We start from the raw sequence: 15,951 nt of genomic DNA on the forward strand, positions 1-15,951 counted from the left end.
GTAAATAAATAACGAAGATGAAAAAAAATAAAGTTATTCATTTAAAAAGAAGTTATCGCATCGGCCGCGAAATTATCGCCGATATGAAGGGCTGCGACGCGCGAATCATTAATGATGAGCAGCTTTTAAAAAGATTGGTTCAGGAAGCTATCCACAAAACAGACCATCATTTATTAAGTTTGGTCTCCAAAAAGTTTTCACCGGTCGGAATAACGATTGTCGGAATTTTAGCCGAAAGCCATATCAGCGTGCATACTTATCCGGAAATCGGCTATGTCGGCATTGATATTTTTACTTGCGGCGCGAATAAACCAGAGCCGATCCTTGATTATTTAAAGGAAAAAATCGGCGCCAAAGATGTAAGTTGGACGTTTATTAAAAGAGGAACAATGCGTCAATGGAAGACAATTTTGCAAAGTGAAGGATTCAGGCGTGAAATTGAGGTGATAAAAACAATTCATAAACGACAAACTCCATATCAAAATTTGGAATTGGTTAAAACAAAAAAACTCGGTACCTGTCTTTTTTCAAACGGTATTTTGCAATATGCAACAACTGATTCAAATTTTTATGATGATCAAATGTTAAAAAAATTAAAACTTATCAAGGCGGAATCGGTTTTGATTATCGGCGGCGGAGATTGTTCGGTTCTGAAAAAAATAATTCCGAATAAGCATTTGAAAGACATTTATATGTTTGAGCAAGATCAGCAAGTGGTGGAAATTGCCAAAAAATATTTGGGAGCAAATAAGGTTTTGAGAGATCCGCGTTTGAAAATGTTTTACGGCGACGCACTTGAAACCATTCCCTATTTGAAAGACAAAAAAATTGACTACGCGGTGGTGGATATTATTTCAGAATCAGAAACAAAATTTAAAAAATTCTACAACGAAATGATGAAATTGCTGCATGAAATAAAGGTTCCGGCTTGGTCGGCTTGCGCGGGAAATATTTTGGAAACGCAAAAACTGAAATGCATTAAAAATTCAGCCGAAAAATTTTATGATCATATTATCATGGAAGATAAATGGTTTTTGTCCGGCGGAATGACAAGATTTTTATTCGGTGAAAAACTGAGAAAATAATATGAAGAAGAAAAAATATACATTTGAATTTCATCCCACGGGAAAAATTCTTGAGGGCAAAAAAGCGAATTTTAATTATGCTTACGGTTTTGCTTATGACAAACTTATTTATAAAGGCAAAACCAAATATCAGAAAATTGAACTTTTTGACACGCCGTGGCTGGGCAAATTATTGAAATTGGACGGTTATTTCCAAACCTCTGAAAAAGATGAATTTTTTTATCACGAAGCAATGACGCAACCGGCTTTGTTCTCGCATCCCAATCCGAAAAAAGTTTTGATTATCGGCGGCGGAGATGGCGGAATTTTAAAGCAAGTTTTGGCGCATCGATCAATTGAGAAAGTAATAATGGTGGAAATAGACAAGGAAGTGATTGATTTTTCCAAAAAATATTTAAAATTTATCCACAAAAATTCATTTAAAAATCCTAAAGCTGAAATTATTGTCGGAGACGGGAAAAAATTTGTGGAAGAAACAAAAGAAAAATTTGATGTGATTATTTCCGATTTGACCGATCCGATTGGTCCGTCAAAAGCGCTTTATACAAGAAGTTTTTATCAGAAAATCTCATCAAAACTGGGGAAAAACGGCATTTTTATGACACATTTGGATTTGGTGACCACTCGGCCGGAATTATCAAAATGGATTTATAAAAATTTAAAATCTGTTTTTAAATTTTCTTCGGTTTTTGCTTCTTATATCCCTCTTTATGGATCTTTAATGGCTTTCGGTATTAACAGCAATTATATTGACGCGACAAAAATAAAAAATGAAATTATTCAAAAAAGATTAAAAGAACGCAAGGTGAAAAATTTGAAATGGTATTATCCGAAAATTCATCAGGCGATTTTTGCCTTGCCGGTTTATCTTAAAAAGCTATTTAAAATTTAAGTTAGTGATATAATTTAGAAAATTAAAAAAGTCTCTCTAAAAATTTTTAGAGAGACTTTTTTAATATATTAATTTTTTTTACTCCGCGTAAATATAACCCAAAATACGCACATCATTACGGTTAATTGTTCTCTGGGTGACGCGCCAAGGAGTAGGATGATTCATCTCAGTAAAAGTAATAGTGTCATTGTTAAAAGATTCAACATAAGCAACGTGTCCCCAACAATAGGAACTTCTTCCACAACAACCGCGGCCGGCCTCACATAAAGAAACAACGGCTCCTTTTTGAGGATCATCTCCAATTTTAAATCCTCGCTGTCTGGCGTTACCGAGCCAGTCTTTGGCATTACCGCTCCAAGCGACACATTTGCCGAGATCGGTTGCCCATTTATAAGCTACATAAGAAGTACATTGACCGTTATAAAATTTGTGGCATTTTGTGTTTCTTAACCAAGAATTGTAGTTTGGTGAAGTTGTTACCAATTCTGTTTTTTCAAAACGAGGTTGAACAACTTGAGGTTTTGGCACTACCGGCGGAGGTGCTGAAGGTTGAGATCCGTAAGGAATAATTAAAATATCATTTGCTAAAATATCAGAAGCATCGGCCAAGCCGTTGAAATCAACGATATCATTTATTGACGCTTTATATTTTCTAGCGATTTGATCCAAAGTTTCACCCGATTTGACTTTATGAGTTAAACCGTCGATAGGCAAAATAGAAAGTGTTTGTCCGGGTCTGATAAGATTTGCCGAACGAAGCGTTAAATTGTTTGCCGCAAGAATGGAAGTGATATTAATGCCGAATTTTTGAGCAATAGTATAAATAGTATCCCCTGCTTCAATGACATATTTTTCAACCTCTGTTCTGGTGTTTGGCATTGAGTCATTAAATTCTGTCTCAGGAGTAATTAAAGTGCTGCCGCCCAGGGTTAAAGAAATATCAGAATTTGCCAGCATTCTATTGCCGGCAATATGAAAATCAGCCTCCTTCTTATCGGAAGAGGCTTGATTGTTAAAATTATTTTGAGCCTTAACAATAATTTTATCTTGATTGGTAATAGAGGTAATCAAATTTTCATGATTGGAGTTTTCATAAAGATTTTTCATTTCCAAAGATGAGAAAATAATAAAAAAGGCGATTACCGCCACTAAAGCAAATTCGCCCGTTATTATTTTATCACGGTGTCTAAGGCAAAAATGAGAGATGTAAAGTATTCTCCCGATAATCGCTTTTCCCAGATTGGCCAAGCCTGATTGAACATTGGACCACAAATTGTTCAGAAAAACCTTAAGATAATTGTTTTCAAGAGGTTTTTTCATAATTTAACCCTTGTTCAGGGTTGTTTTTTATTATCAAGCGAGTGAGAGAAAAGCAATCCGCTAATGCGAGAGTGCTTTTCCGAGCAAGCGCAGATATCAAAGGTTTAATATCTTTATTATACCACTAATTTTTCGCTTGTCAAGAGGATAAGTTTATGTTAAGATTAAATGATAAAAATATAGAAAAGAGTATGAAAAGTAAAATATTTTCAAAAAAATTAACCAAAAAGATGGAAGATTATAATTTTGCCAAAATAGAAAAAAAGTGGCAAAAAGTTTGGGAAAAATTGAAGCTTCATCAGGCTCAGGATTCTTCCGAAAAGCCCAAACAATATATTTTGGCGGAATTTCCTTATCCTTCCGGTGACGGTCTCCATGTGGGGCACTGCCGCCCTTATTTAGCCATGGACGTCTTGGCCAGAAAAAGACGAATGCAAGGGCAAAACGTTCTTTACCCTATGGGTTGGGACGCTTTTGGTTTGCCGACGGAAAATTATGCCATCAAAAAAGGAATTCATCCGGCCAAAATCACAGCTCAAAATATCGCTGTTTTTAAAAAACAATTTGAATCTTTGGGAATTTCTTTTGATTGGTCTAAAGAAATTAATACCACTGATCCGAAATATTATAAATGGACGCAATGGATTTTTATCCAATTGTTTAAGAGAGGAATGGCTTATCAATCTGAAATTCCGATTAACTGGTGTCCAAAATGCAAGATCGGTTTGGCAAATGAAGAAGTGGTTCAGGGAAAATGCGAACGCTGCGGCGCTCAAACTGAGAGGCGGCAAATGAAACAATGGATGCTTAAAATTACCGAATATGCAGATCGTTTGATTAAAGAATTGGAAACAGTTGATTATCTGGAAAAAATTAAAACTCAGCAAATCAATTGGATTGGCCGAAGCGAAGGAACAAATTTAAAATTTTTAATTAAAGATTCTGATTCGGAAGAAGAACAATCTATTGAAGTTTTTACCACTCGCGTTGATACGATTTACGGCGTAACGGCTTTGGTAATCGCGCCCGAGCATAAAATGATTGAGACATTAAAATTAAAAATTAAAAATTTGGAAGAAGTGGAAAAATATATTAAAGCATCTCAAGAAAAATCAGACATGGAAAGAACTGATTTGGCAAAAGAAAAATCAGGCGTCCAATTAAAAGGACTTTTTGCCGTTAATCCGATTAATAAAAAATCAGTGCCGATTTTCCTCGGCGATTATGTGATTGCCGCTTATGGCGGAGGCTCGGTTATGGTTGTGCCGGCTCATGATCAAAGAGATTTTGATTTTGCCCAAAAATACGGATTGGAAATTATTGAGGTAATCAAACCTGACCAAAATCACAAAGCCGCGGAAAAGGGCGCCAATAATGAGTTATTAGAGGCCTTTGAATCAGAGGGAATTTTAATCAATTCGGAAGAATTTTCCAATTTAGCTTCTGCTGAAGCAAGAAAAAAAATCACTGAAAGATTGACTTTGGAAAAATCAGGCGGACTAAAAATAAATTATAAATTGCGAGATTGGGTTTTTTCCCGTCAGCATTATTGGGGAGAACCGATTCCATTGGTTTTCTGTCAAAAATGCGCTGACAAAATAAAAAGTAAGAAACAAGAAGCGGATTGTAAAGAATTTAATCAGGGAGAATTATTAAATCCCGGCTGGACGGCGATTGAAGAAAAAAATTTGCCGGTTGAGTTGCCTTATCTTAAAAAATATCAGCCGTCAGGAACAGGTGAATCGCCACTCAGCAAATGCGAGAATTGGATAAAAGTGAAATGTCCGCGATGCGGCGCTTGGGCGAGAAGAGAAACCGACACCATGCCGAATTGGGCCGGTTCAAATTGGTATTTTATCCGTTATCTTGATTCCAAAAATGACAAAACTTTAGCCAGTCCGGAAAAAATGAAATATTGGTTGCCGGTTGATATTTATAATGGCGGAATGGAACACACAACTTTGCATCTTCTTTATTCCCGTTATTGGTATAAATTTTTATATGACATTGGCCTCGCGGAAAGCAATGAACCTTATTTTAAGAGAAGATCACACGGAATGATTCTGGCAGAAGATGGCAGGAAAATGAGTAAAAGTTTTTCCAATGTTGTTAACCCGAATGAGATCGTCAAAAAATATGGCGCTGATACTCTGCGGCTTTATGAAATGTTTATGGGACCGTATGATCAGCCGATTGCTTGGAACACTCAAACTATTGAAGGGGTTTGGCGTTTTATAAATCGGGTATGGAATTTAGCTTCTCAAACAAATTTAAAATCAGATGTTAAAAATGACGACTTGGAGTGTTTGATGCATCAGACAATAAAAAAAGTAAGCGAGAATATTGAGAATTTTAAATTCAACACCACGGTTGCCTTTCTAATGGAATATTTGAATGTTCTGGAAAAATCTCCGAATATCTCCGGCATTAAAACTTTACTTTTATTATTATCTCCTATTACTCCCCATCTTTGTGACGAACTTTGGTCTAAAATTAATGGTGGTAAAAAAAGTATTTTTCAAGAAAAATGGCCGGAATTTGATTCTCGATTAGTCAAAGAAAAAGATTTTATTTTAGTTGTTCAAATTAACGGTAAAATGAGAGATTCAATTAAAACTCATATTGGCATTACTGAAGAAGAAGCAAGTCGGATTGCTCTTAATAGTCAGAAAATTCAGAAATTTTTGAACGGACAAAAAATTAAAAAAACAATTTTTATCGCCGGAAGATTAATTAATTTAGTGGTTTAATTAATGTCGCTTAAACAAGAAACACAAGAAATTTGCAATCAATATCAAATTCAACCTTTAAGAAGAAGAGGACAAAATTTTTTAATTAATCAGGACGCGATAAATAAATTATTGGACGCGGCTAATTTGGAAAAATCAGATTGTGTGATAGAAATCGGCGCCGGACTTGGAATTTTAACTCAAGAAATATCGGAAAAAGTAAAAAAAGTTTTAGCCGTGGAAATTGACAAGAAATTAATTGAGGTTTTGAAAGAAAAATTGAAAGATTATAAAAATGTTGAGATTCTACAAGAAGACATTCTTCAAATTCCAAATTCTAGATTCCAAATTCTGGATTCTTACAAGGTGGTGGCGAATTTGCCTTTTAATATTACCAGCGCGGTTCTAAGAAAATTTTTAGAAAATCCCGACGCCGCAAGGGGTCGGGACTCCGACCAAGAGCGTCGGAGAAAACCAAAATCAATAACTCTAATCCTTCAAAAAGAAGTTGGAGAGCGCATTCTGGCTCGACCGCCCGAAATGAATCTTTTGGCGATCTCAATTCAATTTTACAGTCAGCCCAAAAGAATTTTTAAAATTTCAAAAGAAAATTTTTGGCCCAAACCAAAAGTTGATTCAATAATTTTACAAATTATTCCAAATTATGAGTCAAACAGAACCAATGTAGACGAAGATGTTTTTTTTAAAATTGTCAGAGCCGGTTTTTCTTCGCCGCGAAAATACCTCTTGAATAATTTGGTGAAAAGTGCTATGGTAAATAAAGAAGAAGGTGAAAATATTTTATCTCAAACAAATCTTTCTCTAAAATCCAGAGCACAGGAATTATCAATTGAAAATTGGATAAATTTAGTTAATAAAATTAAAAAATAATTTCATGCCGCAAAAGAAAAATACTTTTATTATAGTTTTTTTCATCTTAATCGGCATTGGCGCCGTTACTCTTGGTTTTCTGAAAATAAAAGGGGCAATTTATGCTCCTTTTATTAGTTATTCCAAACCAAAATCATTAACCCAAGAAGAGATTTTGGCCGGCTTAAAAATTATTGATACGGATCAAGACGGTTTTTCTGACTTCGACGAACAGTTTAAATATCAAACTTCGGCTTATTTGGCGGACTCTGACAGTGACGGATATTCTGATAAAACCGAAGTAGACGCGCAGTCCGATCCTTTAAATCTTATTTCAACCCCGCTTAATAAATTGGCAGCGGGAAGTGAAAATAATTTAGAAAAAACATTTTCCAGCCCCAGTGTTGGGACATTAAATCCAACTTCTAATTTAAGCAATGAGTCTGTTCAGAAAATTCGTGATTTATTGGTGGATAAAGGAGGTTTAAGCCGTGATGTTGTGGATAAGCTTGATAGCGAAACTCTTCAGAAGTTATATAATGAAACTAAGACAGAAACAGGAATAGATTTGGAAGCAATAGCAACGCCGAATACTGCTTCGGGCGATTTTTCTGATTTGGATATAAATGAGTTACGTCAACTCTTGATCACGCAAGGAGCGGATCCGGAAATATTAAATAAAATAGATGACGAAACATTAAAATTAATGTTTTTACAGTCAGCTCAACAATCACAATAAGCAGAGAAGTAATAATCTGTTAGTTTATTAACTTATTATTTTACTCGTTGGCTTTTAAATTTTTTATGAAAGCTAAAAAATTATTAAATTTTAGAATTTTAACCGGGGCGGTTTTATTGGTAATGTTTTTATCGATAATGACTCCGGTTTTATTTTATCCAAAACAAGCTCAAGCCCAAATGGTAGTTCATGATCCGCTTAAAGTGATAGTGGATAAGGTTTGGGAATTTTTAAAATTAGCTTGGAAAAATGGCGCGGGAATCGCTTACAAAAACGCGATTAACACTTATACCAGTCAAATAGCCACGCAAACTGCCGAATGGGTGGCCTCGGGAGGAAAAGGACAAACCCCAATGTTTATCGCCGATCCGGACTATTGGGTTAAGGTGGGAGATAATATGTTGGGAGAGTTTATTGACGCGGCCGCAGGACCGAAAGGCTTTTTCGGACAAAGCTTGTGCGATCCGATTGATCCGACTCTCCGTTTGAACATTTTAATTTCTTTTGATCCGCTTTATCGTCAAAAAACTTGGACACAAGAAAACAAATGTTCTTTCACTAAAATAAGACAAAGAATCAAAGAGGCAAGTCAAAAAAATTTAATTGAATTTTCCGTGGATTTGAAAGAAGGACCAGTTGGCAGATATCAGTCCAGTTTTAAATCCATTTTTGAAGCGGACAGTAAATTAAATGAATGGCAGACCGCTGATTGGCCGGGCGGGGATCACAAAACAAATCTGAAAATGATTGCTGATAAAATTACAAGCATTCAAAAAGATTTTTCTCAAACCGTTGAGGATTTAAAAGCCAATAAAAACAATACTTCATTAATTCAAAAAGAAAATATTCAAGCTGATTTTCGAAACAGAATCAATAATAATGTTTGGGGACCGGACGAACCTCCGGCGACACAATATGGACAATATTTGAAATTTTGGCAAAAAAATACGTCAGCCTGCGCGGCCAAAAATAAAGAAAATTTTTGTCAGGATTTGAATTGTTATAATATCTGCAGCAAAACTGATTGTTTGGGTAATTTTACCAATTGTTTGGCTTATACCAATAGAGCCAATCTTTATGTTAAACAATTAATAGATTGGACCAACCAATTGACAGGCATGATTAATAAAACTGATTTTACCGCTTTGACAACCAAAGAAGAGGTTACCTTGGAAGATATCGGCAGAATGTATTCGGAAGATAATGATTTGAGAATTACTTTAAGTCTCCAATCCAGTTTGATGGAAAAACAAGCCAATGCGGTATCTAAATCTCAATATTTTCAATCTCTCCAGGGCAGGCTTAATGATGTGACAACAAAAATTTCCGGTTTGACTAAAACTCCGTCATCATTGGTTGATACGGCGGCTCGGGAGGCGGTAAAAAATGGCACAGCCAGTCCGATGCAATATACCGGTGTGGCGGTGGCCGACGCAATTGGCATATTTACCAATACTTTAATTGATAAACTTTTAAAACAAATTTTTGAGAAAGGCTATAATGTTAATGTTTCACCGGAGGCGGTTAGAACACAGCCATTTTTAAGCGGAGAAGGAGGGTTGATTACTTTGGGTTCAAACGCGGGTGGATCGCTTTTTTCCGACTTGACAGTGGCTTCTTTGAAAAAAGGCGGGGAAATATCAATTTATGACGAATACTCAGTTTGCCCACAAGATCCGAAATACGCTTTGCCGAGCAATTGCGTAATGGATTCGGGAATGGTTAGAGCACTTGAAGACAATTTGACTTTAAAACAAGCCATGGATAAAAATTTAATTCATTCGGATTGGTTGGTCAGCGGACGAAGTAAAAAAGACGCAGCTACTGATTATTTGGGCCGCTACAGTTTAACCAATATTAAAAAATTGCGCGCGATCAGAGTTTTTCCATTAGGTTTGGAAATTGCGGCGCAAAAAATTTATGACGGTAAATTGGGTGATGCTCAATTTACTTTAAAAGATATTGTTGACGGATTTGATAAAGTCAGTTCAGACGGTGATTGTCGGATTTATATTGATCCTACTAAAACTCCGAAAGAAGGAAGTATGGAAATTCCATGTCCGGTTTGGGACAATGATCATTGTTATACTAATGTAGGGAAAACAAAAGAATCATTTTCCGCTTCACCTTTTTGTCATTTGGTTGATCCGAATTGGGTTTTAAAAGCGCCGTCTTTTCAATGTGAAACCATTGCTTATTCGGCTATTCCTTTACCCGGTTCCAACCAACGTCAGGAAACCTGTATTGATATGAAAGATTGTATTCACGAAGACGCGAATGGGAAATGCGATACTTGGGGTTATTGCACCAGAGAAAAAAATATTTGGCGGGCAGGCGGAAATTCTTGCGACAGCCAATTTAATACTTGTCAAACTTATACTAAAACCAGCGATAAAAAAAGTTCTTCTTATTTGGCCAATACTTTAAATTTTGCTAATTGCAGCGTCAATGATGTGGGTTGTAAATGGTATTGTTCCGATTATCAAAAAAGTTTTGGGGCCAATAAGGCAGATATTTGGGCTTGCGAAAAACCGGGAGTATCATTGACTTGCATAGACAGAGATGAAAGCGGCCAATGTACAACTTATGGGAAAAATGGTACTGAGCAAAATCCTACCCAAAACGCCATTTTCTTTAATCGCAATGTTGAAAAATGCGACAAAAATTCAGAGGGCTGCCATGAATATATTCGGACTGCTACTGATTCAAAAATTTATTTAAAAACCGCGCCAGAATGGATGGATTGTGAAGGTGACAGCCCGAGTTTGGAATGTTCTAATTTCGCCACCAGTTGTGAAAAAGAAGATGTCGGTTGCGGATTATATGCGCCAATCAATAATGATCCGACTATCCCGGGAATTGTTTCTGAAGGAAATCGTTGTTCGGAAAAATGTGTTGGAACGAATTATTTCAAAGAAATGAAGACAAATTTTGAAACCAATCAGCCCGACGTGCTGCTAATTCCTTCTTTAGCCAAATCTTGTTCTGCGCCGGGTTGCGAAGAATTTACCAATTTAGATGAAGTGGCAAAGGGTGGTGAAGGAATACAATATTATTCTTATATTCGAACTTGCCAAAAACCGGATACGCAAACTTGCGGTTATTATTACACTTGGGTTGGTTCAGATACCAATGGTTATCAATTAAAAAAATATTATTTAACAGCTGGGGCAGGAGGACCGGCAGAAATTGACAGCCCGTCTGCTCAATTCGGAATATGTGATAAAGACCAAATTTTTACTAATCCTCATTGCAAAGAATTTTATGACGCGGATGGAAAAGTAAGTTATCGTATTTACGAAAATACTATTACTTGCTCTGATGATTGTCATCCTTTAAGGATAACTATTCCAACTGGTTTTGACTCAACTAAATGTTCAAATAGCGGCGGGACATGGGATAATGGAAATTGTATTTATCAAACCATTCCTACTGAAAGCGTTTCTTGTAGCAAGGCCAATATCGGCTGCCGAGAATATAAAGGCAACGCCGCCAATAATGTTCGCCAAATTTTAAAAAGTGATTTTGAAGACGCGAAGGACCAAGGTTGGAATGGGACGCCTGTTAATGAATCAGGAGTTTATACGGGTCATTCATTGCAGAGCCCATCATTTATGATTTCTCACTCAGTTTCTTTAACGAGCGAAAAATCTTATATACTTTCTTTCTGGGCCAGGGGCAATGGTGACTACTACTCATTTTTTACAAAAGATAAAGAAACTGTTTGGTTTAATAATAAAGATAAAACAACTATTTTTTCCGATGATTGGCAAGAAATTAAATTGGGGCCAATTTATTCGAACAATCAATTATCTTCTGGTGATTGGGAACTAAATATTAGAGGTCCTAATGGATTTTATGTTGACGATATTATTTTAAAAGAAGTTAAAGACGATTTGAATTTAATCAAAGATTCTTGGAAAACAAAAATGCCTGCTGGATGCACTGTCTCGGGTTGCCAGGCATATAAAGATCAAAACAACAAACTTCAATATCTGACTTCATTTGCTCGTCTTTGTGATGAAAAATCAGTCGGCTGCGAAGCTTTGATTGACACCAAAAATTCCACTTCGCCGTTTGCTGAAACATTTAAAAATGGAACAACGGTTCCGGACGACAGTCCGATTTATTTGATCAATGATTCCAAAAAATCCTGTCAAGAAACAAACAAGGGTTGTCAAAGATTCGGTTTGCCGACGCTTTCTTCCGAAGATACGGTAGTTGGTTGGTCTGATTTATATTTAAGAAATAATCCTGATAATTATTCTGCCAAGATTCTTTGCGACAGCGCGAATACCGGTTGCGAAGAATATAAAATCAACGGTTCCGGCAGTTCGGTTTATTTCAAAGATCCGGGCGAAAATCTTTGCGAATGGCGCGAAAAAATAATGGTCGGAGGAGAAAATAAAACAGGTTGGTTCAAAAAGGGAACCAGCCAGCCTTGCTATTACAACACAGACAACACTCCATATCAAATCAATGGTCTTTATAGTATTAAAACAAGTGCTGAACCTGATTATAAAAATATAGCCGGAGTTTGTCCTCAAAAACAAACCGGTTGCACGCAATTTACTGATTTTGGAGCCACGGTTGGCAATAATTTAATTAATGGCGGAGATTTTGAAACCGGAAATTTGGGTCAATGGACACCTGCCTATGGTTCAGTAGCAAAACCTGATACAATTCAGCTTTTAAGCGGATTTGGTCAACCTGCTAATTTTTTAAGAATTGAAAGCGACGGTTCAAGTCCTCGTTTTGGCGTAGCTCAATACCCGGAATTTAATGATTTGCCAAGTGGCGCCAGTTTTAATTTTTCGGCTAAAATTAAATTAGATAATAATCTTACTGATGACGTAAAAGCGACTGTTTATTTGGACTTATTTTATCGGGGCAATAAAGAATTTGACAATCAAGGTTGTATTGTAAAAATTGACGACAAGTCTGTTCCCCGAGATTGTTCAGATTCGGAAAGCGCAATTGTTCGGACGTGTGCCGACCAAGGGAAAGATAACTGTACTGGTTCTAATGATTTAGAAAAATCTTATGTACAATGTTTAAAAGATGTTAATTTGGGAAATGTAAATGGTTGGTGTTTTAATTGGGTTTATGGCTATCAGCCGGCTGTCGGTTGGGGAGGAATTGATACAACCAATAAAGATTGGATAACTTTGAATAAAACAATTGTTGCCGGCGGAAAAGATAATCCTAAAAATTTGCCTTTATATAAAATAATGGTATCCCCTGTTTTAGTCAAAGGAAATGGGACTGCGGGAGTTATTGATATCACAAATAGTAGTGTATATGCTGATTTTGATGATATCAGTTTGAAACAAATTCAAAATTATTATTATCTTGATGACGACAAGTTGGATCAATCTTCCTGTCAAGGCAATGTTTCACAAAAACAAGATTGCATTCTCTTACTTGATTCAAGTTTAAAAAATGCCGATGGTCAAGTTTTGGCCACTTATAATACTTTTGCCACTTACAAAAAATCGGAAGCAACTAATCCAAAATACGGATTGGTTTCGCCGGTTGATTGTACAAAAGGAGTACCACAAACTGGCAAAAGTTGTACAGATGCTGAATATACAAATACAGATTATTGTAAATATTGTTCGTCTTACGGACAAATTAAAAATGACGCGAATACAATTCTTAAAGTCCGGCAAGATAGAACTTGCGGCGAATGGCTGACTTGCACCAGCTCGCGTTCAGAATGGGATAAAACTAGCGGTTCTTTTAAAGATATTTGTGAAGCGGTTGGCCGTTGCGACAAATTGATCGGCACTGGAAATGCGAATCAATGCGGTCATCTGATTTGGGAAAATGACCCGAAAGTTTTAGCCGATAATATATATCAAAACCGAGATGTTTCTTGGAGCGGGATGGATTACGCCGGCCACTCAATTTACAATATGTACCCGATTGAAAGATTATGGGCCAAGGAATATAACGGTGTTTACAGATTAAGTTATCTTGATACAAACGGGAGCGTTTATGGAGTCGATGGAATTAAACTTAAATCGTCGATACAACCAGATAGTGAGATTAATTCAACGCAATTGACAAAATCTACTATTGGGAAAACCTGTCGAGCTTATCCGGAAAAAGATTCGCCATTTAAGAGTGACGTGGAAAAATATTATTTTTCCGATGTTAATGTTTGCAATGATACGAATAATACCGGCGAAAATAAAGATTGCCAATGCAGTTACACTAAAGATGATTATGGCGGAACAACAAAATATTATAATACGGCGCCGACAACAACGGGAATTTGTGTGAGCAGCAGTGATGGCAAGGAAACAGGAGATACAACTCAGAATATTTGCGTGAGCACTCAAAATGATCATACTCCGGGAATTTGGAAAACTTTAACCAAACAGACAAACGCGCTTGGTCTGAGAGGTTTTTGTTTGGAACCGGATCCATCAAAACCTGCTGATTTAAATGCTTGCATTACCTGGTGGCCCGGCGCGGCAATCGGCGACCCGGATATTTATAATCAATTCACTTCTGCCGGCTATCAAGCCGCGAATGAGCGACAATGGTATTGTGCTAAAAAAATTGAAGTTCCAGTAATAGATTTACAATCAGAGGGTAATTTAACAATGACTTCTCATAACGATTGTAAATCTGGAGAAACATGGAAATGCGCTTGGCAGAAAGGTAATATATGTAATGATGTGGAATGGTGGCCACATAATTGGAGATCGGATAGTTGTTCAACAAATATAACAGGTATTTATTCTGTTAGTGAGCTTGATAATTGTAATTTAGATTGTCCCGCTCAAGCGATATTTTCTTTGGGTAATAGCTCATCAAATAGAGTCAAAAATTTAAAGGCGGACATGGTTGAAAGTATTAATATTAATGTTTGTTCTTGTACCAGCGCTAATGGTGCTGGCGATACGAATACCTGTTCAAGCGGTTCCTGTACAGATATTAGTGGGAATGATTCAGGAAGTCTTTGGGGCTGGGATCCTCTGGTATTATCTTTAAATGATTCTAATTCTTGGACATCATCTTACGGTTCGGGGAATGGCGTAAAGATAATTGCTAACTGGAAAGAAGATCAAACTTTTGATTCTTTGGTATTAAAAGCAGCAGATGAAAAGAATTTTGGATACTTTAAAATAAATTCAATCACTTTAAAAATTAAAAATGATTGTGAACAAGTTGTTAAAATTGCGGATACTGACAGAATGGCCACCGCTTACACTAATCGGGTAAATAATATTAAAAATTATTTTAATGATTCTGTGGATGGTAAAACAGAGTTTGAAAATTGTACTCCTTGGGGCGCGGTTAAAAATTGGGATACATCAACAGTTTATATTACAGAATCATCAAATACTTGTGAAATAAATAAGGGTGCTTTATATGATTATACGGGCAACATAAAAGACTCTGTTTTTGCTAAAAAACTTTTTGCTCGATCTTTTGATGTCAAAACATTTTCTTTGTCTGATTTTCAATATCATACGGGAAGCTTATATACTGTTTTGGATTCTACTAATACTCCTCAAGTGGCGGCCCCAACCTGTGATGAATTAACGAATGTTTGTAAAATGGATTCTGAGGGGGCTTCAAATCATATTACTATCGGTAATGTCTATAAAGATGGAGAGAACATTACTCGTGTTCAGTCATATTTGGCAATTTTGAAATTTTATGCTTGGGCAAATGAAAATCAAATGCCGATCAGGGAAATTTCCATTGATTGGGGAGATAGAGCTGGCGAAGTTAATCCTTATTCGGTAATAGCTAAAAATCACAAACAGGCTTGTTGTGAAGGAAGTGGCAGTTGTGCAAATCTCGGAGTTGCATGTAAAGAAGGAATCAATGCCGGCAAAGCTTGCAATAAAGATTCAGATTGTTTAAAAGAATATGCTTTATGCACAAATAAAAAATGTCAGGCCGGGGTTAATCAAAATCAGGCTTGTGATAAACCAGAAGATTGTCCGATTTATAGCGAATGTCAAAATATGGTTAATTTAAATTTCGGCAATATTCCTGATGCCTGCACAAATAATTATTTCCAATTTACTCATATTTATCAATGCGCCGGCGAAGGTTCACCGGGTTGGAATGCCTTTAAGTGTTCCAATACTTGTTGTTTTAAACCTCGCGTTTATGTTCAAGATAATTGGGGTTGGTGTAATAATGGAAAGGAGAATGTATTAAAATCATCTAATGGTAAATGTAATGGATTGGGGATAGCAGGCACACCATTCGGAGGCTTAATAATTATTAGACCGCAATAATTATAGCTTATTAGCTTGTAGCTTCTTGGCTTTTTAGAAAATAAAA

General features: G+C 36.3%; 7 protein-coding genes. 6 read left to right on the forward strand and 1 reads right to left on the reverse strand.

Annotated elements, in window-relative coordinates:
• Positions 1 to 17 precede the first annotated feature (17 nt).
• Together speD and speE are read left to right on the forward strand one after the other, a co-directional pair.
• Positions 18 to 1,085 carry an adenosylmethionine decarboxylase gene (gene speD, locus PHF10_00880; GenBank protein ID MDD5534291.1) on the forward strand — a complete coding sequence of 356 codons (1,068 nt, stop codon included), beginning with the start codon at positions 18 to 20 and terminating at the stop codon, positions 1,083 to 1,085.
• Between the two features lies 1 nt (position 1,086).
• Complete coding sequence (gene speE / locus PHF10_00885; GenBank protein MDD5534292.1) at positions 1,087 to 1,977, forward strand: polyamine aminopropyltransferase; 891 nt, start codon at positions 1,087 to 1,089, stop codon at positions 1,975 to 1,977.
• A 78-nt stretch (positions 1,978 to 2,055) separates the two neighbouring features.
• On the opposite strand, the gene PHF10_00890 is transcribed toward speE, so the two are convergent.
• Positions 2,056 to 3,297, reverse strand: a complete 1,242-nt coding sequence (locus PHF10_00890) for a LysM peptidoglycan-binding domain-containing protein (GenBank protein ID MDD5534293.1) — start codon at positions 3,295 to 3,297, stop codon at positions 2,056 to 2,058.
• A 230-nt stretch (positions 3,298 to 3,527) separates the two neighbouring features.
• On the opposite strand from PHF10_00890, the gene leuS reads away from it, so the two are divergent.
• The 4 genes from leuS (at position 3,528) to PHF10_00910 (ending at position 15,905) form a co-directional block, all read left to right on the forward strand.
• A complete protein-coding gene (leuS, locus tag PHF10_00895; protein ID MDD5534294.1) occupies positions 3,528 to 6,047 on the forward strand; it encodes a leucine--tRNA ligase in 2,520 nt (839 codons plus the stop codon).
• A 3-nt stretch (positions 6,048 to 6,050) separates the two neighbouring features.
• Complete coding sequence (gene rsmA / locus PHF10_00900; protein ID MDD5534295.1) at positions 6,051 to 6,917, forward strand: 16S rRNA (adenine(1518)-N(6)/adenine(1519)-N(6))-dimethyltransferase RsmA; 867 nt, start codon at positions 6,051 to 6,053, stop codon at positions 6,915 to 6,917.
• A 4-nt stretch (positions 6,918 to 6,921) separates the two neighbouring features.
• Entirely contained in the window at positions 6,922 to 7,635 is a 714-nt protein-coding gene (locus PHF10_00905; GenBank protein MDD5534296.1) for a thrombospondin type 3 repeat-containing protein, read from the forward strand.
• A gap of 65 nt (positions 7,636 to 7,700) precedes the next feature.
• Positions 7,701 to 15,905 (forward strand): hypothetical protein, encoded by an 8,205-nt coding sequence (locus PHF10_00910; protein ID MDD5534297.1) that lies wholly within the window; start codon positions 7,701 to 7,703, stop codon positions 15,903 to 15,905.
• Positions 15,906 to 15,951: the final 46 nt, after the last annotated feature.

Source organism: Patescibacteria group bacterium (assembly GCA_028716665.1).
Taxonomy (GTDB): domain Bacteria; phylum Patescibacteriota; class Patescibacteriia; order UBA2591; family JAQUPP01; genus JAQUPP01.

Coding starts and splice junctions, on each gene's coding strand:
- speD (MDD5534291.1), top strand. CDS start 18: ATGAAAAAAAATAAAGTTATTCATTTAAAAAGAAGTTATCGCATCGGC.
- speE (MDD5534292.1), top strand. CDS start 1,087: ATGAAGAAGAAAAAATATACATTTGAATTTCATCCCACGGGAAAAATT.
- PHF10_00890 (MDD5534293.1), bottom strand. CDS start 3,297: ATGAAAAAACCTCTTGAAAACAATTATCTTAAGGTTTTTCTGAACAAT.
- leuS (MDD5534294.1), top strand. CDS start 3,528: ATGGAAGATTATAATTTTGCCAAAATAGAAAAAAAGTGGCAAAAAGTT.
- rsmA (MDD5534295.1), top strand. CDS start 6,051: ATGTCGCTTAAACAAGAAACACAAGAAATTTGCAATCAATATCAAATT.
- PHF10_00905 (MDD5534296.1), top strand. CDS start 6,922: ATGCCGCAAAAGAAAAATACTTTTATTATAGTTTTTTTCATCTTAATC.
- PHF10_00910 (MDD5534297.1), top strand. CDS start 7,701: ATGAAAGCTAAAAAATTATTAAATTTTAGAATTTTAACCGGGGCGGTT.